The sequence below is a fragment of the Ciceribacter lividus genome, from assembly GCF_003337715.1.
Taxonomy (GTDB): Bacteria; Pseudomonadota; Alphaproteobacteria; order Rhizobiales; family Rhizobiaceae; genus Allorhizobium; species Allorhizobium lividum.
Genome location: NZ_QPIX01000001.1, coordinates 94,890 through 114,717 on the forward strand (window position 1 = coordinate 94,890; position 19,828 = coordinate 114,717).

A 19,828-nucleotide genomic window follows, 5' to 3' on the forward strand; every position below is an offset into this window, starting at 1 on the left:
AAGCGGTCATACCCCAGACTCGGTTCGCCTGCAATCGCGAAAATGAATGGAACGGGTCTTTGCCCCGCGCCTTCGCCCGTCTGTCCTCCCGCGCCGGGATCGCTGCGGGCAGGGGGGGCGTCGCACTTCGTCCTGCGATCGGCCGAAGGTATTTGCGAAAAAGACATACTTTTTCAGAATATATTTGTTTCTTAGTCACTTGGGCGGTGAGGCTTGTGCCGCTCAGGTGTTCTTGTACTATGACGCAAGGCTTCGTCGGGAATGCGTGCGGCATCCTCCCGCGGAGCGGAGTGGGGGGAATGGCGCAAGCATGCCGAAAACAAAAACCGGGGAAACACATCCATCGTCGGCAATCGATTTTTCGATGATGGAAGACGCGGTCGGATACCGTTTGCGCCGGGCGCAACTGGCCGTCTTCCAGCAATTCAACGAGGCATTCGCCGCCAAGGACCTGCGCCCGACGGACTTTGCCGTTCTCCTGCTTTTGAGCGGCAACCAGGGTCTGAAGCAGAGCGAGGTCGCCGAAGCGCTCGGCATCCAGCGGGCGAATTTCGTCGCGATCGTCGACGGCCTCGAGGGAAAGGGGCTGGTCGAACGCCGGAAGTCGGAGACGGACCGGCGCGTGCAGGCGCTCTACACGACCAGGGCCGGCTGCGACTATCTGGAGGAACTGATGCCGATCTGGGCGGCGCACGAGGAGCGCCTGATCGCGCGGCTCGGCGGCACGAAAGAGCGGGACCAGCTTATTGATCTGCTGAAGCGCCTCTGCGACTGAGAGGTTCAGGCGAGCCGGGCAAGCGCCTCGTCGATCAGCAGGTTGGCGATCTTCATCCGCATGTTGGCGGCATCACGGAAAGCCTCATGAACGCCGTCCGGGTGATTGGCGCGGGCAAACCGGCGCCGCTTTTCGGCAAGCGTCGCGGCGGTGTCGCTCGCTAAAAGCGCCAGATCCTCGGCGATCTCCTGCGGCGAGAGCCGGGCAAGGTGCGCCGGCATGACGGGCGGCTCTTCCGGCGGCGCCGGTTCCGCCGGCTGCACAACGGTCTCCGCCTGTCCGTCCTCCGCCATCAGGTCGCGATAGAGGTCTTCGGCCTGCCTGCCGGCCGTTCCGGGTGCGGCGCCGGCCTCGCGAACGAAGCCGGACGAGAGCCCCGAAACGCGGTAGGCGCGCGGCACATCATCGTCGTCTTCGACTGCGCGTTCCGCCGCGAGCCGTTCCACCACCGACTGGAAAACCGATCGTCCGAACACCCTGCTCTCCGCCTGAGAAGCCTGTTTCGCGTGGTATTTTAGGCCGTGAGCATGGTGCCGGACTGACCTCGTCAGCCGGGGATCGCGAGACGCACGGCGCCGGTCGTCTGCCCGGCCTCCATGTCGCGGTGGGCCGTCGCGGCCTCGGCAAGCGCGTAAGTGTGGCCGGCGGGGACCTCAAAGCCGTCGCGCAACAGGGCAAACCATTCGCGCGCCGCGGCATGGTAGGCTTCACGGTCCTGCGTCAGCGCGAGGATGCTCGGCCGGGTGAAGAAGCGGTTGTTGAGGGCCGCCGGCTCGATGGCCGGCACCGGACCCGCAACCTGACCGACATTGGCGAGCGTTCCGAAGGGCCGCAGGACCTTGAGCGTCCTCGCCGTCGTATCCGCCCCGATGCCGTCGATCGCGAACTCGACGCCACGCCCGCCGGTGAGACGCAGCGTTTCGTCGACGAAGTCGGTCTCTCTGTAGGGTATGGCGTGATCCAGTCCGTGGAGGCGGGCGAGCGCCGCCTTTTCTGGCGAACCGACGGTGCCGATCGTGCGCGCGCCGATCCGTTTCGCCCAGCGTGTGAGGATGAGGCCGAGGCCGCCGGCGGCTGCGTGAATGAGCACGGTATCGCCGGCCTTCACGCGACCGACGGTGACGAGCAGCATATGGGCGGTCAGGCCCCGCAGCAGCGATCCGGCGACCTTTTCGTCCGGCAGGTCGTCGCCGAGACGAAGGACCCGGCCCCGGGGCAGGGTGCGGACCGTGGCGTAGCTTCCGGCCGGCAGGCCGGCATAGCCAACCCGGTCGCCGACCTTCAGGTCTGTGACGTCTTCCGCCACCGCCTCAACGACGCCGGTGGCCTCGACGCCGGGAACGGCCGGCAAGGGAAGCGGATAGAGGCCGGAACGATGATAGATGTCGACGAAGTTGACGCCCGCCATCGTCTGACGGATCCGGACCTCGCCGGCGGCAGGCGGCATGACCGGCCGTTCGGCGTTTCGAAGAACGTCGGGGGTGCCGGGTTGTGCAAATTCCATGACCAAATTCATCGTCTGCTCCTATGTGCGGAAGGTCTGTGTCCTCACGGTCCGGAGCTGTTTTAAGATAGTCGATGAATGTGCAATATTGCAGAAATATGCATGTTGTATGTGGAAATTTGCACAAATGAACTGGGATGATTACCGCATTTTCCTGGTGCTCGCGCGGGCAGGCAGCCTGTCGCGCGCCGCCGATCTCTTGAAGCTCGACCACACGACCGTCGGTCGCCGCGTCGCCGCTCTCGAGGCGGACCTGAATGTCCGGCTCGTTCACCGGCTGCCGCGTTCGATACATCTGACGGCTGAGGGCGAGCGGCTTGCCGAACTCGGCAGCGACGTCGAGGAAGCCCTGGCCAGGGTCGCGCGGGTGGCAAGCGGCGCCGCCGCGGATGTCCGTGGCCTGGTCCGCATTTCGGCGCCACCGTCGCTGACCCTCGCCGTTCTTGCCCCGGAGGTGACAGCGTTTCGCGGGCGTCATCCCGGCATCGTCCTCAGCCTGATCGGGGAAAAGACCTTTGCGAACCTGAACCGCCTGGATGCCGACATCGCCCTGCGGCTCTCGCGTCCGGCCTCGCCGGGACTTGTGGTCCGCAAGCTCGGGGAGATGCGGTTCTCCTTCTATGCGGCGGCGTCCTACGATCGGCCGGAGGCGGAGTGGGATTTCATCGGCTATGACGACGGCGAAGAGCCGTTGCCGCAGCAAGCCTGGCTGCAGGCCCGGCTCGGCGGCCGCGCCTTCGTCCTGCGCAGCAATGATGCGGCAAGCCAGGCCGCCGCGGCGGCCTCCGGGGCGGGTGTGGCCCTGTTGCCGGAGTATGTCGCGCGCATGCACACGTCACTGGTCCGCCTGCCGAGCCGCCTGCAGACGCCCGCGAGGGAGCTGTGGCTCGTGGTGCACGAGGATCTGCGCCACACGCCGCGTATCCGGGCCGTTCTCGACTGGCTTGTCGAGCTCGTCCGCGCCGATCCCGCCTTCGGGAACGTCAGTTCTGGCTCTGGGCCTGCTCCTGGCGCCTGACGACGACGGCGACCGAGAGGTTTTCCCCCGCCGGGCCGATCCGCATGCCGGAGACCGGCGCGGCGTCCGCATAGCAGAGGCCGGAGGCGATCCGCACGTAGCGGGAATCCGGGCAGACGCGGTTTGCGGCATCGAAGCCGACCCAGCCTAGCCCCGGCAGGTGCACTTCCGCCCAGGCGTGGGTCGCCGTCTGCTCCTCCTGTCCGTCCATCATCAGATAGCCGGAGATGTAGCGGGCGGGGATGTCGAGAACCCGCGCCGCGGCGATGAAGATGTGGGCATGGTCCTGGCAGACGCCGTGGCCGGCCTTCAGCGCCTCTTCGGCGGTCGTCTCCGTGCCGGTCATTCCCGGCTGGTAGCTGACACTGTCGTGGATGGCGTTCATCAGCGCATGCATGCGGGCGAGCGGATCATCCTCCGGCAGGCCGCGGGCCAGCTCGCGCACCAGTCTGCCAGCCTTGGTGCGCGGTGTCTCGCGATTGAAGAGCCAGAGCGGCGCGTCGCCGACATGCGGCCCGAAGACACCGGCGCGGTCCTCCGTATCGACCTCTCCCGAGGCGACGATGTGGAGACGGCTGTCGCCGCCCTCTCCGGCGACCAGTTGCACGTGGTTGCCGAAGTGGTCGTCGTAGCCGACCTCGACCGCCGCACCGTCGACGGCGACCTGCCAGGAGAGGACCGTCTGGCCGGGCGAGGTCTGCGGAGTGAGCCGCAGCCTTTGCAGCGAGTAAGAGACCGGCTGGTCGTAGCGGTATTCGGTCGTGTGGGTGATCTTCAGCCGCATGGCGTGTTCCATCCGTTCGAATTAGCTGTAGAACCGGTATCCGTCGGATATCTCCCGCCCGAGCTGGCTGTTGCGGGCGATGAAATTGCCGAGGAACTCGTGCAGTCCCTGATCCATGATCTCGGCGACAGAGGTCGAGCGCAGGCACCGGCGCACGTCCTCGGCCGTGTCGTGGGCCGGCAGCCGCTCGCCGTAGTCGCGGGCGATATAGTCGAGATTGCTGGTGATCTTCTCGTAGGAATAGGCGAGTGAACGCGGCATCTGCACGTTGAGGATCAGGAAGTCGGCAATGTTGGCGGCGCGGTGATCGCCGTCGTAGACCCAGCGGTAGGACCGGTGGGCCGAGACCGAGCGCAGGATCGATTCCCACTGCATGTTGTCGAGCGAGGAGCCGACATGGCTCACCGCCGGCAGCAGCACGTAGTACTTCACGTCGAGGATGCGGCTCGTATTGTCCGCCCGCTCGATGAAGGTGCCGATGCGCGCGAAGTTGTAGATCTCGTTCCTCAGCATCGACCCGTGGAAGGCGCCGCGGATCAGGCCGGTCCGGTTCTTGATCGCGTCGATCGCCTCGGGGAGGTCGGCGGGTTTCAGCCGGCGGGCAAGCGTCTGCCTGAGGCTGATCCAGCACTCGTTGGTCGCCTCCCACGTCTCGCGGGTGAGCGCCGTGCGCACCATGCGGGCATTGTTGCGGGCCGCGTCGATCGAGGCGGCGACGCTCGAGGGATTGGCCGGATCGCGCAGCATGAAATCGATCGCGTCGGCCGCGGTGAGCTTGTCGCGCCCGGCGCCGAAGGCGTCGCGCACGCCGGCGCTGTGCAACACCGCATCCCAGTCCTCGTCCGAGGCGCTGTTGCGGGTGAGCGAAACCCTGAGGCCGGCATCGACGAGGCGGGCGACGTTTTCCGCCCGCTCGATGTAGCGGAACATCCAGTAAAGGCCGTTGGCAGTTCTTCCGAGCATTCCGTCAGTCCTCCAGAACCCAGGTGTCCTTGGTGCCGCCGCCCTGGCTGGAATTGACCACGAGCGATCCCTGCTTGAGGGCGACGCGGGTCAATCCGCCGGGGATGATCTGCACCTTGTCGGAGACGAGCACGTAGGGCCGCAGGTCGACATGGCGCGGCGCCATGCCCTTGTTGACGAAGATCGGTACCGTGGAAAGCGAAAGCGTCGGCTGGGCGATGTAGTTCGAGGGCTGAGCCTTGAGCTTGGCGGCGAAGGCGGCCCGCTCCTTCCTGGAGGCGGCGGGCCCGACCAGCATACCGTAGCCGCCGGAGCCGTGCACTTCCTTGACGACCAGTTCCTCGAGGTGCTCCAGCACGTATTTCAGGCTGTCGGGCTCTGAGCAGCGCCAGGTCGGCACGTTTTCGAGAAGCGCCTTGCGGCCGGTGTAGAATTCGACGATTTCCGGCATGTAGGAATAGATAGCCTTGTCGTCGGCAATCCCCGTGCCGGGCGCGTTGGCGATCGTGATGTTGCCGGCGCGGTAGACGTCCATGATCCCCGCAACCCCGAGGCAGGAGTCCGGCCGGAACGTCAAAGGATCGAGGAAATCGTCGTCGACGCGGCGATAGAGCACGTCGATCGCCTCGTAGCCGCGGGTGGTGCGCATCTTCACCTTTCCGTCAATGACGCGCAAGTCCGAGCTCTCGACGAGCTCGACGCCCATCATGTCGGCCAGGAAGGAATGCTCGTAATAGGCGGAATTGTAGATGCCGGGCGTGAGGACGGCGACGCGCGGCTTGCCCTTGCATCCGGGCGGGGCGAGCGAGGCGAGGCTCTGGCGCAGCAGGTGCGGGTAGTCCTCGACGCGTCGGACCTTGTTGAGCTGGAAGAGCTCGGGGAACATCTGCATCATGGTTTCCCGGTTTTCCAGCATGTAGCTGACGCCGGAGGGCGTGCGGGCATTGTCCTCCAGCACGTAGAACTGGTCCTCGCCGGTGCGTACGATGTCGGTGCCGACGATGTGGGTGTAGACGCCGCCCGGCGGGCGGAAACCAATCATCTCCGGCAGGAAGGCCTCGTTCCGCTCGATGAGCCGGGCGGGAATGCGGCCGGCGCGAACGATCTCCTGCTTGTGGTAGATGTCGTCGAGAAAGGCGTTGAGCGCCAGCACGCGCTGCTCGATGCCCTGGGCGAGACGGCGCCATTCCCGGCCGGAAATGATGCGCGGAATGATGTCGAAGGGGATCAGTTTCTCCGAGGAATCGGCGTGGCCGTAGACGGCGAAGGTGATGCCGGTCTTGCGGAAGATGTTTTCCGCGTCCCTGGACTTCGCCACCAGCCTTACGGGATCCTGTCCGGAGTACCACTCGTGGTAGGTCCGGTACGGCGTCCGCGGATCCTTGTCCGCGGTCAGCATTTCATCGAACGTCAATGCGCCCCCCTTTGTCGTTCTTCGTTCCGCAACAGTATCTTCAACGATGCAAGAAGCGTGCACAATCGGGAATACCTACTTTTTTCGGTGGTCGTTCTCCTTTCGCTGCGCGACATCGCTTGCGCTTTTTCGGCGAATATTCAGGGCAGGCGCCGGGATGCGGGCGGCGCGACGAACGGTTGCGGGCTGGATATGCTCTCTGCTGCCTGAAATTTGGGCATTGGCGAGTGCGTAACTTTTAGGCATCTCTGCCGATCAGCGGAATTGATGACAGCGATCAACAAAACTCCGTTGAGCTTGCCCCTCCCGCCCGCTAACCCGTAATCTCCCGATCCGGAGAGACCCGTGACACTTGCCCGCCTTGCGCCCATCCTCTTCGTGTTTCTCTGGTCGACGGGCTGGGTGGTCGCGAAGTTCGCCGACCGGTTTGCCGATCCGCTGACATTTCTCGCATTGCGCTATGCCGTGGCGGCGGCGCTCTTCTACATCGTCTGCCGTTCGACCGGCGCGGCATGGCCGAAGAGGCCGGAGGCATTCTTCCATGCCCTGGTTTCCGGCATTCTTCTTCACGGTCTCTATCTCGGCGCTTTGTGGTGGGCGATCGGGCAGGGCGTCCCGGCAGCGCTCTCGGGTATCATCGCCGGACTGCAGCCGCTGATGACCGGCATCGCGGCGACCCGCCTGGTCGGCGAACGGCTCAGCCCGTCGCAGCGTCTGGGGCTGCTGCTCGGCTTCGTCGGCATCGCGATCGCCGTGCTGCCGAAGGTCTTCGCCGTCGACGCCTCTGCCATTCCCGCCTTTGCGGTCGTGGTCAACATCATCGGCATGGCCTTCGTCAGCGGTGGCACGATCTACCAGAAGCGCTACCTGCATGAGGGCGACATCCGCACGGTCGCCACGCTGCAATATGTCGGCGCGCTCGCCGTCACACTGCCCGCCGCCTACCTGATCGAGGACATGCGGGTCGAATGGGGTCTCGGTCTCTTTGCGACGCTCGGCTGGGCGGTGCTCGGAATTTCCATGGGAGCGGTGATGCTGCTCCTCTACCTGATCCGCCGCGGGGACGTGTCGAAAGCCGCCTCGCTCATCTATCTCGTCCCGCCGCTTGCCGCCGTCGAGGCGGCGATCGCCTTCGGTGAACAATTGACCGTCTGGATGATGACCGGAACGGCGCTCGCCGTCGCCGGCGTCTACCTCACCAACCGCAAGGCCGTGCCGAAAGGGGCGTGAACCTGCCCAAACGAAAATGGCGCGGCCGAAGCCACGCCATTCAACTTTTCTTGCTCGTAGCGGAGCATCACGCCTCGCGGCGACGTCCGCCGGCATTGCCGGAGCGCGCGGGACGGCCCTGGCCGAAGCCGTTCCCCGGGCGGTTGCCGCCCTTGCGGTGGCCCGGCTTGCCGGCGGGGCGACCGTCGGCCTTGGCGCCGCCTTCGGACTTGCCGCGGCCCTGGCCGCCCTGGTGGTTGCGGTTGTTGCCACCGCCGCCGGCGCCGCCACGGCGCTGCGGACGGACGGGGCGGGAAAGGTTCGCCGGCGGTTCACCCGAGGCGACGGCGATCTCGACGCCCATCAGCTTTTCGATGTCGCGCAGCAGGCGGCCTTCATCCGGACCACAAAACGCGATCGCGATGCCGTCGCGGCCGGCACGTGCGGTACGGCCGATGCGGTGGACGTAGGCGTCCGGGACTTCCGGAAGATCGTAGTTGAAGACATGGCTGACGGCCGGGATGTCGATGCCGCGGGCCGCAACGTCGGTGGCGATCAGCGTCTTGATCTCGCCGTCGCGGAAGCCCTTCAGCGCCCGCTCGCGCTGACCCTGGCTCTTGTTGCCGTGGATCGAGGCGACCGAATAGCCGGTGATGTCGAGGTGCTTCATCAGCTTTTCCGCACCGTGCTTGGTGCGCAGGAAGACGATGGAGCGGCCGTCCGGATTTTCCGTCAGGATCTTCTTCAGCATCTCGGTCTTGGCGTTCTGCCCGGCGACGAAATGGACGTGCTGTTCGATCTTGTCGGCAGCCTTCCCGGGCGGGGTCACTTCGACCTTGGCCGGGTTCGAGAGGAATTGGGCGGAGAGGTCGGCGATCGTCTTCGGCATGGTGGCCGAGAACAGGAGCGTCTGGCGCTTCGTCGGAACCATCTTGGCGATCTTGCGAAGATCGTGGATGAAGCCGAGGTCGAGCATCTGGTCTGCTTCGTCGAGCACGAGGTGGCTGACGTGACGCAGCGTCACGGCTTCGCGGCTGATCAGGTCAAGCAGGCGGCCGGGGGTGGCGACGAGGATGTCGGTGCCGCGCTCCAGCTGGAACTGCTGCTTGTTGATCGAGGCGCCGCCGACGACCTGGATGATCTTGAGCGGAAGCTTCTGGCAGAAGGCGCGCAGGTTGTCGCCGATCTGGTTCACCAGTTCGCGGGTCGGTGCGAGGATGAGAACGCGGGTGGAGCGGCTCTGGGGACGAGCTTCGCTCGCCATCAGCGCCTCGATGATCGGCAGGCCGAAGGCGGCCGTCTTGCCGGTGCCGGTCTGGGCGAGGCCGATCAGGTCGCGGCCTTCCATGACGATCGGGATGGCCTGGGCCTGGATGGGGGTGGGCGTCTCGAAGCCGAGATGGCCGAGGGTCTTCACGATTTTCTTGGACAAGCCAAGGTCGTCGAAAGTGGTCAAAGCATTTGCCTTTCGGGGGGCGCCAAAAACCATTCGTCCGGATCGCGGGTTTGCGAACCGGTTGGCATTGGCGTCAAGAACCCCGCGTGATTTGGGAACTTGTAAGTTGGAAGAACTTTCCAGCGCATCGGCGATGGTGATCGCCGCATTCTCTCTGCGCCTTGCCTTCTTCGCGTCTCAGATGTCGCTGGGCTCGCTCACGCGGCGGCCGGAAGGTGAAAGCACACCGGATGTGGGGCCTGTGGTCAGGAAAGTCAAGCAGTTATTTTGCGGCGCAGCGTGCCGGACCGAAGCCGAGCGTCACCCGCAGCCCGCCTTCCTCACGGTTTTCGATGCGCAAATCGATCTCGTAGGCGGTCGCGATATCGCGGACGATGGCCAGTCCGAGGCCCGTACCCGGCTTCTGCGTGTCGAGCCGAATCCCACGTTCCGTCATCAGGCTTATGCCTTCTGCGTCGGCCCCGGGACCGTCGTCCTCCACGATGAGCATGAGCTTGCCGCCCGTCTCGACGTGACGGATCGAGACCCAGTTGCGGCTCCATTTCGATGCATTCTCGAGGATGTTGCCGATCAGTTCGTGCAGGTCATGCGGGTCGACGTCGAGCACGACGTCCGGCGGTATCGAGATTCTCCAGTCGAGGTGCTCGCCGAGCGGTGTCCGTTTCAACGTTCTCACGATGGTCTGGACGGTGTTGCGGAGATCGGAGACGGAACGATGCAGCTCCGCATTGACGGCGAGGCGACTGCGGGTCAGTTCGCGGTCGACATGGGCCTGCATGACGGTCGCGATATGGGCGAGTTCGTGGGCGAGCTCGGTTTCACCCTTTTCACGCAGGGTCTCGGCATCGTTTGCGAGAATGGTGAGCGGGGTCTTCAATCCATGCGCGAGATCACCGGCGGCGGCGCGTGCCCGCGTGAGGATATCGGACTGCGAATCGAGCAGCCGGTTGACCGCTTCGACGACGGGGCGAAGCTCCTCCGGAAACCGGCCCGTCAGCCGGTCGGCCTTGCGCTCCCGGATACGGTTCAACCCTTCGCTGACGGAAGAGATCGGACGCAGGCCGTAAGTCAACTGAGCAAGCGAGGCGGCGATCAGGAAGATTGCGAGCGCTGCCGCGTAGGGCAGCATGTCGCGGGCGAACTCGCCGCCGGCCTTCGCGACCACCGCGGCGTCGATCGCGGCGGCAATCCGGATCTCGCGTTCTCCTTCCGGTGCCGTCAGGATCACCTTGCGCTCCTGGACAATGAGATCCGATTCATCCGGCCCCCTCAGGTGATACCTGTGGATCTCTCCGCTTTCGTGGACATCGACCGGAAGGGCCAGCACGTAGTCCCACAGCGAAGGCGAGCGTAGCGTCTGTTTGCGAATGTCATCCTCCGCCTGCCAGTAGAGCCCGCCATAGGGCATCTGGAAGCGGAGGTCGGTGGGGGTCTTGGGCAGCGCCAGATTGCCTTCCCCGGTCACCCGCAGGGCGCCGGCGATGTTGTTGATGTGGTTGGTCAGTTCCTGATCGACGCGTCGCTCCAGATTGCTCCTGAAGAGTTCGATGAAGGCGAGGCTCGCCATCGTCAGGGCCAGCAGCACGCTGGCAACCGAGACGAGAAAGAAGCGGCTGCGGATGGAATGCATCAGCCGTCATCTCCGGCGATGCGATAGCCGTAGCCGCGCCTGGTCTCGATGATTTCGCGTCCGAGCTTGCGGCGCAGGCGGCCGATCAGCACTTCGACCGAATTGCTCTCCCGTTCGAAGTCCTGTGCGTAGAGCTGTTCGGTGAGCTCCGCCTGCGAGACGTTGCGCTGGCGGTTGTGCGCCAGATGGACCAGACAGCGATATTCGAGCGGCGTCAGGCTCACCGGCAGTCCGTCGCGCTTGACAGACTTGGTCCTCGGATCGATCTCGATGCTGCCGATGAGCATGACCGGCGTCGACTGACCGCAACTGCGGCGAATGATGGCGCGCAGGCGTGCAAGAAGCTCCGGGATCTGGAAGGGCTTGGTGAGGTAGTCGTCGGCGCCGGCGTCGATGCCTTCGACACGCTCCTGCCAGTTGCCTCGGGCGGTGAGGATCAGGACGGGCATTGCCCGTCCACCGCTTCGCCAGCGCTTGAGGACCGAAAGCCCGTCCATGCCGGGCAGGCCGAGGTCGAGCACCACGGCGGCGAACTCCTCCGAATCGCCGGTGAACCAGCCGCATTCGCCGTCGGTTTCATGGGTCACGACGAAACCTTCGCGCTCCAGATGGGCGATCACGTTCCGGGCGATGAGCCGGTCATCTTCGACAAGCAGGAGACGCATCAGTTATTCTCGATCTGCAGGATACTGCCGGTCGCGGCGTCTATATTGACTTCGACGACCCGACCGTTCGGTTTCAGCACGCGGAACTCGTACACGGGGCGCCGGCCCCGGCGGAGGAGCTCGACGGATACGATGTCGCCGCTGACACGCTGGCGGAGAATCTTCTGGAGCGTCGCCAGAGACTTCATCTTGCCGAGGGCGACCGCCTTCTGGATACGGTCGCGGCTGTCGTCGCGGTCACCGGACGAGGAGCTGCCGCCGCTTCTGCCGCTCGAGCTACCGCCGCCGCTACTACCACCACCACTACCGCCGTCGCCGCCGCCGTCATCACCGCCGCCGTCGTCGTGTCCGCCGTCGCCAGAATCGCTGTCTGAACTCTCGTGCCCATCATCGTGACCGTCGTCGTCCGCATACACATGCGGAGTCGTCGCCAGCAGAACCGTGACGACCAGCCCCGCGAGCGAGAGTCGCGACAGCCAGTCTCCAAGTCTCTTACTCATGGGAGCGATGTAACACCGTGAAGCTGACATTTCACTGACAATCTCTGTCAGTTATCGATCAGCATCGGTCGACTAGGTTCCGCATCAACGGTCGGCGGCAATGGTGCTGCGGCCGGTTGCAAAAGGATGTTCCCATGAAAAAGACCTTTATCGCTTCGATCTTCGCTCTTTCCGCCCTCGGCGCTGTCGCTCACGCGGAAGAAAGCACCTCCTGCGACGTTGCGAAGGACAAGTGGATGGCCGAGGACGCCCTGAAGGCGAAGCTGACCGGCGAAGGCATGGAAGTCCGCAAGATCAAGGTCGAGAACGGCTGCTACGAAGTCTACGGCATCGACGCCAAGGGCGGAAAGGTCGAAGCCCTCTACAATCCGGAAACCGGCGAGCAGGCCGGCACTGCCGGAGCCGACTGATGAACGAAGCCGTGCGGAAAATGCCCGGCACCGCTTCCGGCCGCGAATCGCGGCCGGGGGTTGTGAAAGTCTGGGACCCGCTGGTGCGGTTGTTCCACTGGTCGCTGGTCGGCTTCTTCGCCTTTTCGTACCTGACCGGGGACGAGTGGAAATCGGCCCACATCATTTCCGGTTACGTGATCGCCGGACTGATCGCGTTCAGGGTGCTGTGGGGGCTCTTCGGTAGCCACCATGCCCGGTTTTCGAGCTTCGTCTACAGCCCGCTCACGGTCCTGTCGTTCCTTCTCGATACCGCCCGCATGCGTGCCAAGCGCTACATCGGCCACAATCCGGCCGGCGGCGCGATGGTGGTGGCTCTTCTCCTGATGATCTCGGGGATTGCCACGAGCGGTTACATGATGACCACCGACACCTTCTGGGGCGTCGAGTGGGTCGAGGAAGCGCACGAGACGTTCGTCTATGCGACGCTCGCGCTGGTCGCTCTCCACATCTGCGGCGTCGTTCTCGCCAGTCTGGAGCACAAGGAAAACCTCGTGCGCGCCATGATCACCGGCTGGAAAAGAGCCGAATGAAAGAAGACCGGCGGCAGGCCTTCGCCTGGCGCCGGATGTTCTTTTCCGGAGTTCAGACCTCGGAAAAATGCCCCATCAGATTGATTCCGGCGACGTGCGCCATGAACGGCGCGAAGGCCGGATCGCTCTCGAACTTCTTTGCCGCCGATTTCGCCTCTTCGAGCGAGCGCCATGTCACCATGTCGGCGAGCTTGGCGCTGCCGTCGGCGGCGGCGAGCGTCGTCCAGCCGAGATAGCCGGGAAAGGTGGAGAGAACCGCCTTGATGCTTTCCCGCGCGGCGATCGCGCTCTCCCGGTCCGCGACGTCGTAGACCACCAGTTCGTATGCCTTTTCCATGTCGTGCTCCTTGTCTTGACTGCCGGCCGGTTGACCGGATGGCGAGGTTTAAGCACAGTGCTGCTGACAGCCTTGTGGCCACAATCGCTCAGCCGAGTACCGATTCATGCGTCCTGCCGACCGCCTCTTCCGAATCATCCAGCTGATGCGCGCCACCGGCCGGGCGATGACCGCCGCCGAGATCGCCGAGAAGATGGAGGTCTCCCGGCGCACGATCTACCGCGACATGGAGCATCTCGTCGGATCGGGGGCGCCGATCGACGGCGAACCCGGCGTCGGTTACCTGCTGCGGGAGGATTTCGACGCGCCGCCGCTGGTCTTCACCTTCGAGCAACTGGAGGCGCTCGCCTTCGGCGTGCGGGCGGTACAGATGCTCGGCAATGATTCGCTCGGCCGCGCGGCGCGCGAGGCGCTGGAAAAGCTCGAGGCCTCGCTGCCGAAGGAGCATGCCGAGAGGTTGCGGCGGGCGCCGCTCCGGGCGTTCCGCAGCGGCAGCCATGCGGGAGTTCCGACTTCTTTTGATCTCGTCCGAAAGGCGATCTCCGCCCGTCGCAAGATCGAGATCGGCTATCACAGTCTCTCCGGAGGGGTGACCCGGCGCGTCGTCCGGCCGCTCGGCCTCAGCGCCTTCGGAAATCTCTGGTTGTTGACGGCCTGGTGCGAGCTGCGTGACGGCTTCCGGGATTTTCGTCTCGACCGTCTCGAAGGTGCAATCCTGCTCGATGAAACCTTTCCGCCCGACGAGGAACGGAGTTTCGAGCGCTATCTGGACGGCGTCGCCGGTTGAAGGGGCGGCCGGTCGCGCGGCTTTCAGGCTGGGGCAAGTCTTGCGGCGTATTTTGATGTCACTTCGTTTTGAACCCGTTCTCCGGTCCTGATTCTCTTGCCCTTTTCCTCGTCTTTCCCCGCCCGGTCGACAATGAGCACACATCCCGATGTGCGTGCCGGCCGTTCGGGTGGGCTGGTGACGGACCCTTTACCATTGATCGGCATCTTCGCTTCGGGGGATGAGCGATGACGCATGCGAGTGATTTGCTGGAAAGGGCGTGCAGCAAGATCTCCGATCTGGCCGATCCCGCATGCATCAAGGACAGCGAGCTTCGCTACGTCGCCGTCAACGAGGCCTATGTGCGACTTTTCGGCCTCCATCCCGAGAGTTTTGTGGGCAAGACCGATCAGGAGCTCTTCGACCGTGCGGACGCCGGTGGACGTGACGACCGCGAGCGGCGGGCGATCGTCTTCGGGGAGGAAGAGATGGTGCTGGTCTCGGGCTGCGCCGGACGGCCGTACCGCCTGACAATCGAGCGATTCTCGAACGAAGACGGCCGCTCCTATCTTTTCGCCGAGGGAGCCGAGGCGAGCGATATCTCGGGCCAGGCGGTCGCCGTCGTGGCGTCCGCATCCGCGCCGGAGGCGAAAGAAGGCATGGTCTCCCTGGATCGTCATGTCGAGAGCCTGCTGCGCTTCCTGCCGGTCGGTGTCCTGTTGCTCAGCAACGAGCTCGTCATCGAATATTTCAACGATGCCTTCGCAGCCATGCTCGGGAGCAATCGACCGCAACGGCTCATCGGCATGAGCTACAGGGATTTCGTCCGCAGGAACTATGATCGGGGTGTCTACCGGCACGGGGAGGAGGATTTCGAAACCTTCTATGCCCGTCGGCTCGCACAGATCCTGAACAACGACGGGCATGGCGGTACTGCACAGTTCGAGACGACCCGGGGACTGGTGCTGTCGGTCGTGGCCCAGCATCTGGAAAGCGGCAAGATTCTGGTCACCTATTCAGATGTGACGGCGTTGCACAGGCGTGAGCAGGAAAGCGCCCTTTACCGCTCGACGATCGAGCAATTGTCGGTTCCGGTGTTCATCCGCGACGAACACCATCGCTTCATCTTCGCCAACAAGGCCTACGAGGAGATGCATCAGGGCACGCTGGAAAGCGTGTACGGTCTCGATGAGACACAGATGTTTCCCGACACCGGCGCGAAGTTCCGTGACGACAATGCCGAGGTGCTGCGGACCGGGGAACTGATCGATCACTTCGCCGACGTCGAACTGCCCGGGGGACGACCGGCCTCGATCGTCACCCGACTCAATCGCATCATCACGCCGGACCAAAGACATTATCTGGTCGGCTCGATCACGGATGTGTCGGCGCTGAAGGCGCGCGAGCGCGAGTTGACCGAGGCTCAGGCGCGGGCCGAAAAGCTCTACGATGATCTGCTCAGCGTCTTCCGAATCATGCCGGTCGGCGTGGCAATTCTCGACCGCGACCTCAATGTCGAATTCGCCAACGAGCAATGCGCGACGATCTGGGCCTGGCCCGAGGGCACGCCGCTCGAAGGCATGTCGTTTCGCCACTATTGCGAACTCAACCGCAAAAAGGGGTGGAGTTGGCCCGAGGTCGAGTTCGAAGAGGGCTACCAGCAGCGCGTTGCCGTCTTCGCTGCCCTTCGGGGGTCCGTGACCCGTGAAATGGCCTATGCCGACGGAAAATATGTGCTGAGCACCGCCACGCGCCTCAATGACGACCGTATTCTGCTGACCTACGCCGATCTCACCGAGATGCGGAAAAGGGAGCGCGAGATCGGCGAAGCCAAGGCCGAGCTCGAACAGCTCGGCCAGTTCATGCACGATGCAACACGGGTCATGTCGCAGGGCCTCGCCTTCGTCGAGGACGGCGTGATCCTGCAGTCGAACGAGGCGCTGGCGCGAATCCTGAATGTCCCGGCGCGGCTTGTGGAGCCGGGCCAGAGCTGGCATGCCTCCTTCGCCTATTGCGCCAGGCGCGGGGATTTCGGCGCCGATCCGATGGAGCAGCTCGGCAAGTGGCAGGAGAAGATCGAGGCGCAGAAGGGTTTCTCCGAGGTCTTCCTCGCCGACGGCCGGACCTGGGTCCAGGTCGATGCGACGGTGAGCAGCCGCGGACACTGGATGCTCGTCTATTCGGACATAACGGAGATGAAGAAGCGCGAGCATGAGCTCACGGTCCTGCTCGCGCGGAGCGAAGCGGCAGACCGGGCGAAGTCGGAATTCCTGGCCAACATGAGTCATGAAATCCGCACACCGATGAACGGGGTGCTCGGCATGGCGGAGCTGCTGGCCGGCTCCAATCTCGACACCCGCCAGAAGACCTTCGTCGATATCATCGTGAAATCCGGCAAGGCCCTGCTGACCATCATCAACGACATTCTCGATTTCTCGAAGATCGACGCCGGGCAGATGCAATTGCGCAAGATGGCGTTCGATCCGATCGACGCGGTCGAAGACGTGGCGACGCTGCTTTCTACCGCGGCAGCAGAAAAGGACATCGAACTCGTCGTGGAAGGAGATGCCGCCGCCCGCCATCTGATCATCGGCGATGCCGGGCGGTTCCGGCAGATCGTCACCAATCTGGTCGGCAACGCCATCAAGTTCACCGAGAAGGGGCATGTGCTCGTCGCCCTTTCCAGCGAGCCCGCCGCCGACGGCGAGGTCATGATGACGGTGAGGATCGAGGACACCGGCATCGGTATTCCGGAAGACAAGCGACGGACGATTTTCGAGAAGTTCTCGCAGGCCGACGCATCCTCGACCCGCCGGCACGAAGGGACCGGGCTCGGACTGGCGATCACCGCCGGCCTCGTCGGGCTCTTCGGGGGCAGCATCGAGGTCGACAGCGAACTCGGGCGAGGTTCGGTTTTCACGGTCCGACTGCCGTTCAAGACGGCAGGCAACCGCCTTCAGCATCGCGCACTGCCTCCGAATGTCGAGGGCGCGCGAGTGCTCGTCGTCGACGACAACGCCCTCAACCGGAACATTCTTGCCGAGCAGCTCGTCGGCTGGGGTTTCGATGGCCTGGCCGTCGACGACGGTCCGGCCGCCTTCGCGATCCTCGAGGAGGCCTTCCGCGTCGGTGTGACTGTCGATGCCCTGATCATCGACGATCAGATGCCGGGCATGAGCGGCGTCGATCTGGCGCGCAGGATTCGCGAAGACGCGCGCTTCGGCGACGTGGCGCTCATCTTCCTCACATCGATGGATGCGGTGGGCGACGAGCGCGCCTTTGAGCAGTTGAAGGTCGATGCCCATCTGATGAAGCCGGCGCGCAGCAACCTCCTGCGAAACGCGATCATCGACGTGGTGCGTGCGGCGCGCCTGCGCCATGGCAATTCTGCCTCGGAGGCAACGTCCGCCCTTCCGGATTTGTCAGGAGCCTTGCCCGCCGGTGAGGCGGAGAAGGAAACCGGTGTTGCCGCAGCCGGCTACGAAATCCTGGTGGCGGAGGACAACGAGGTCAACCAGATCGTCTTTACCCAGATCCTGCAGGCCGCCGGCCTGAGCTTCGCCATCGTCACCGACGGCCAGGCCGCCGTGAACGCCTGGGAGCGGCATTGCCCGCGTCTCATCCTGATGGATGTCTCGATGCCGGTCATGAACGGGCTTCAGGCGACGCAGACGATCCGCGAGCGCGAGAGGGCAGCGGGAGACGGCCGGCACGTCCCGATCATCGGCGTCACCGCCCATGCGCTCGACAGCGACCGTGACATCTGTCTTGGCGCGGGTATGGACGACTATCTCTCCAAGCCGGTCGGACCGGAACAACTCGCCGCCAAGATGGGGCGCTGGCTCGCGGGGTCCCGGGACGGGGCCAAGGCCGCCGTTTCAGGCGCCTGAACGGGCCGGCTTCACGCCGCAGAGCATTTCCCGTTTGCCGGCGAAGCCCTTTCGCCGCTCGACCTCGAAGCCTGCGGCAATCAGGTTCCGCCTGACGAAGCCCGCCGCCGCATAGGTCGCAAACGTGCCGCCTTCAACGGTCTTCGCGAAGACGGCGTTCATCAGTTCGGCCGACCACATGGCGCTGTTGCGGGAGGGCGCAAAGCCATCGAGATACCAGGCGTCGAAGGCGAGTTCGGTGGCTGAGACGGACGCGAACGCGTCGCCGCAGACGACCGTCAGCCGGGTCGCCTCGTCAAGCGCAAGGTCGATGGTGCCGCCGGGTTCCGGCGGCCAGAGCGCCGTCAACATCTCGCGCTCGGCTTCGATTTCCGGCCAGCGGGAGAGCGCGCGCGAAAGATCGTTTGTCGACATCGGATAAAGCTCGAAGGAGACGAAGTGCAGTACGCCGCCCGGCCTGCGGGTGAGCTTCCACTGCCGCCAGGTCTCGCAGGCGTTGAGGCCGGTGCCGAAGCCGAGTTCGCCGATCCGGAAGAGCCCGTCCGTCTCCCAGCGCGCCGGCAGCCCGTTGCCCGAGAGGAAGACATGGCCGCATTCGAGGCGGCCGTCCGTCTGGCAATAAAAGTGATCGCCAAAGGCGGCCGAATAGGGCATATCGCCCTCGTGCCACAAGAGCGTGCCGCTGTCGCCGGCCGTCGGTGTCGAACTGGATCCTGTCATGCACGTAGCCGATACTGCTCATGTTCGCGCGGGTCAATCGCGCGTCGGCCTCCTGATTGTCGGCGGCGGCGTCATGGGCCTCTGGGCGGCCGTTCGGGCCGAGCGCCGCGGCATTGACACCCTGCTGATCGACAGCGGCCAGATCGGCCGCGGCGCGAGCGGCGGCCTCATGGGCGCGCTGATGCCGCATATGCCGGACAACTGGTCGGACAAGAAGCAGTTCCAGTTCGAGGCGCTCGTCTCGCTGGAGGAGGAGATCGCATCGCTGGAGCGTGAGACCGGTGTTTTGGCGGGCTATCGGCGCAGCGGCCGGCTGATCCCGCTGCCGAAGCCGCATTTGCGGGTGATCGCCGAGAAGCACGAGAAGGAGGCCGGCGAGCGCTGGATTGCGGGCGACCGCAGTTTCGCATGGAGCGTGCGTGACGTCTCACCCTGCGGAAACGACTGGCCGGCCGCCGAGCACGCTGCATCAGGCCTGGTCTTCGACACGCTGGCCGCCCATGTCTTCCCGCGTCGCGTCTCTGCTCTTCTCGGAGCCTTCCTGCGTTCGGCACGGCATGTGCGAATTCGCGAAGGCGCCGAACTCGACCGCTTCGACGCCGCCCGCGGCATTGCAACGCTCTCCACCGGAGAAGAGGTGGTTTTCGGTCATGCGATCGTCGCGGCCGGATACCGGTCGTTCCCGATCCTGGAGGCGCTCGGTGCACCGCTTCCCCGCCCGCTCGGCCAACCGGTGAAAGGGCAGGCTGCCTTGCTTCAAACCGATGTCGATCCGGACCTGCCGCTTCTCTATCTCGATGGTCTCTATGTCGTTCCGCACGAGGGCGGGCGCGTTGCCGTCGGCAGCACCAGCGAGAACCGCTTTGCCGATCCCTTCTCGACCGACGCGCAACTGGACGAGGTCGTCGCGCGTGCGCGCGTCCTCGCTCCGGTGCTCGAAAACGCCGACGTGGTCGAGCGTTGGGCCGGCCTGCGGCCGAAGGCGATCGACCGCGATCCGATGGTGGGGGAGCATCCCGATCACCGCAACGTGATCGCGCTGACGGGCGGTTTCAAGGTCAGTTTCGGTCTCGCGCACCGGCTCGCCGACGCCGCGCTGCAGGCCGTCGAAGGCGGCGCTCCTGTTCTTCCGACATCCTTCCACCTTTCGAGCCACGTCGCCGTCGCCTCTCGTTAAACGAGAAATTTCAACGGTCTCCCGTCGTCATACTGTCA

General features: G+C 64.6%; 19 protein-coding genes. 8 read left to right on the top strand and 11 right to left on the bottom strand.

Annotated elements, in window-relative coordinates; translation table 11 throughout:
* Nucleotides 1–310: 310 nt before the first annotated feature.
* On the top strand, nt 311–775 hold the full coding sequence (locus DFR48_RS00480; RefSeq protein ID WP_245415480.1) for a MarR family winged helix-turn-helix transcriptional regulator: 465 nt from the start codon (nt 311–313) through the stop codon (nt 773–775).
* 5 nt (nt 776–780) lie between these two features.
* On the opposite strand, the gene DFR48_RS00485 is transcribed toward DFR48_RS00480, so the two are convergent.
* Both DFR48_RS00485 and DFR48_RS00490 read right to left on the bottom strand, forming a co-directional pair.
* Nucleotides 781–1,251, bottom strand: coding sequence for a hypothetical protein (locus DFR48_RS00485; RefSeq protein WP_114361209.1), 471 nt, complete (start codon nt 1,249–1,251; stop codon nt 781–783).
* 71 nt (nt 1,252–1,322) lie between these two features.
* Entirely contained in the window at nt 1,323–2,291 is a 969-nt protein-coding gene (locus tag DFR48_RS00490; protein WP_114361210.1) for a quinone oxidoreductase family protein, read from the bottom strand.
* 115 nt (nt 2,292–2,406) lie between these two features.
* Between DFR48_RS00490 and DFR48_RS00495 the strand changes: the two genes are divergently transcribed.
* A complete protein-coding gene (locus DFR48_RS00495; protein ID WP_245415481.1) occupies nt 2,407–3,297 on the top strand; it encodes a LysR family transcriptional regulator in 891 nt (296 codons plus the stop codon).
* On the opposite strand, the gene DFR48_RS00500 is transcribed toward DFR48_RS00495, so the two are convergent.
* Genes DFR48_RS00500 through DFR48_RS00510 form a run of 3 tightly spaced genes read right to left on the bottom strand, consistent with a single transcriptional unit; the run spans nt 3,263 to nt 6,458 of the window.
* Nucleotides 3,263–4,081, bottom strand: coding sequence for a transglutaminase family protein (locus DFR48_RS00500; protein ID WP_114361212.1), 819 nt, complete (start codon nt 4,079–4,081; stop codon nt 3,263–3,265). The two genes, DFR48_RS00495 and DFR48_RS00500, sit on opposite strands and share 35 nt — an antisense overlap.
* Nucleotides 4,082–4,102: 21 nt before the next feature.
* Nucleotides 4,103–5,044, bottom strand: coding sequence for an alpha-E domain-containing protein (locus DFR48_RS00505; protein WP_114361213.1), 942 nt, complete (start codon nt 5,042–5,044; stop codon nt 4,103–4,105).
* A 4-nt stretch (nt 5,045–5,048) separates the two neighbouring features.
* Nucleotides 5,049–6,458: a circularly permuted type 2 ATP-grasp protein gene (locus DFR48_RS00510; protein ID WP_114361214.1), complete on the bottom strand. Its 1,410-nt coding sequence runs from the start codon at nt 6,456–6,458 to the stop codon at nt 5,049–5,051.
* A gap of 345 nt (nt 6,459–6,803) precedes the next feature.
* On the opposite strand from DFR48_RS00510, the gene DFR48_RS00515 reads away from it, so the two are divergent.
* Complete coding sequence (locus DFR48_RS00515) at nt 6,804–7,688, top strand: DMT family transporter (protein ID WP_114361215.1); 885 nt, start codon at nt 6,804–6,806, stop codon at nt 7,686–7,688.
* Between the two features lie 67 nt (nt 7,689–7,755).
* Here the strand turns inward: DFR48_RS00515 and DFR48_RS00520 are convergent, their stop codons facing one another.
* The 4 genes from DFR48_RS00520 to DFR48_RS21850 form a co-directional block, all read right to left on the bottom strand.
* On the bottom strand, nt 7,756–9,156 hold the full coding sequence (locus DFR48_RS00520) for a DEAD/DEAH box helicase (RefSeq protein ID WP_114361216.1): 1,401 nt from the start codon (nt 9,154–9,156) through the stop codon (nt 7,756–7,758).
* A 229-nt stretch (nt 9,157–9,385) separates the two neighbouring features.
* The gene (locus DFR48_RS00525) at nt 9,386–10,753 is read right to left on the bottom strand and encodes a sensor histidine kinase (RefSeq protein ID WP_245415482.1); all 1,368 of its coding nucleotides are present in this window, start codon (nt 10,751–10,753) and stop codon (nt 9,386–9,388) included.
* The gene (locus DFR48_RS00530) at nt 10,753–11,418 is read right to left on the bottom strand and encodes a response regulator transcription factor (RefSeq protein WP_114361218.1); all 666 of its coding nucleotides are present in this window, start codon (nt 11,416–11,418) and stop codon (nt 10,753–10,755) included. The genes DFR48_RS00525 and DFR48_RS00530 overlap by 1 nt, the downstream gene beginning before the upstream one ends.
* A complete protein-coding gene (locus DFR48_RS21850; protein WP_170141760.1) occupies nt 11,418–11,918 on the bottom strand; it encodes a PepSY domain-containing protein in 501 nt (166 codons plus the stop codon). The genes DFR48_RS00530 and DFR48_RS21850 overlap by 1 nt, the downstream gene beginning before the upstream one ends.
* 134 nt (nt 11,919–12,052) lie before the next feature.
* Between DFR48_RS21850 and DFR48_RS00545 the strand changes: the two genes are divergently transcribed.
* Together DFR48_RS00545 and DFR48_RS00550 are read left to right on the top strand one after the other, a co-directional pair.
* A complete protein-coding gene (locus DFR48_RS00545) occupies nt 12,053–12,328 on the top strand; it encodes a PepSY domain-containing protein (RefSeq protein ID WP_112688731.1) in 276 nt (91 codons plus the stop codon).
* The gene (locus tag DFR48_RS00550; RefSeq protein WP_114361221.1) at nt 12,328–12,900 is read left to right on the top strand and encodes a cytochrome b/b6 domain-containing protein; all 573 of its coding nucleotides are present in this window, start codon (nt 12,328–12,330) and stop codon (nt 12,898–12,900) included. Before DFR48_RS00545 ends, DFR48_RS00550 begins: the two co-directional genes overlap by 1 nt.
* 52 nt (nt 12,901–12,952) lie before the next feature.
* On the opposite strand, the gene DFR48_RS00555 is transcribed toward DFR48_RS00550, so the two are convergent.
* Nucleotides 12,953–13,237, bottom strand: coding sequence for a hypothetical protein (locus DFR48_RS00555; RefSeq protein ID WP_114361222.1), 285 nt, complete (start codon nt 13,235–13,237; stop codon nt 12,953–12,955).
* 106 nt (nt 13,238–13,343) lie between these two features.
* Between DFR48_RS00555 and DFR48_RS00560 the strand changes: the two genes are divergently transcribed.
* Together DFR48_RS00560 and DFR48_RS00565 are read left to right on the top strand one after the other, a co-directional pair.
* Nucleotides 13,344–14,024: a helix-turn-helix transcriptional regulator gene (locus DFR48_RS00560; RefSeq protein ID WP_114361223.1), complete on the top strand. Its 681-nt coding sequence runs from the start codon at nt 13,344–13,346 to the stop codon at nt 14,022–14,024.
* A gap of 227 nt (nt 14,025–14,251) precedes the next feature.
* Nucleotides 14,252–17,893 (top strand): PAS-domain containing protein, encoded by a 3,642-nt coding sequence (locus DFR48_RS00565; RefSeq protein WP_114361224.1) that lies wholly within the window; start codon nt 14,252–14,254, stop codon nt 17,891–17,893.
* Here DFR48_RS00565 and mnmC2 read toward each other — a convergent pair.
* On the bottom strand, nt 17,882–18,613 hold the full coding sequence (gene mnmC2, locus DFR48_RS00570; RefSeq protein WP_114361225.1) for a tRNA (5-methylaminomethyl-2-thiouridine)(34)-methyltransferase MnmC2: 732 nt from the start codon (nt 18,611–18,613) through the stop codon (nt 17,882–17,884). The genes DFR48_RS00565 and mnmC2 overlap by 12 nt on opposite strands.
* Between mnmC2 and DFR48_RS00575 the strand changes: the two genes are divergently transcribed.
* Nucleotides 18,612–19,790, top strand: coding sequence for an NAD(P)/FAD-dependent oxidoreductase (locus tag DFR48_RS00575; RefSeq protein WP_114361226.1), 1,179 nt, complete (start codon nt 18,612–18,614; stop codon nt 19,788–19,790). The genes mnmC2 and DFR48_RS00575 overlap by 2 nt on opposite strands.
* Nucleotides 19,791–19,828 lie beyond the last annotated feature (38 nt).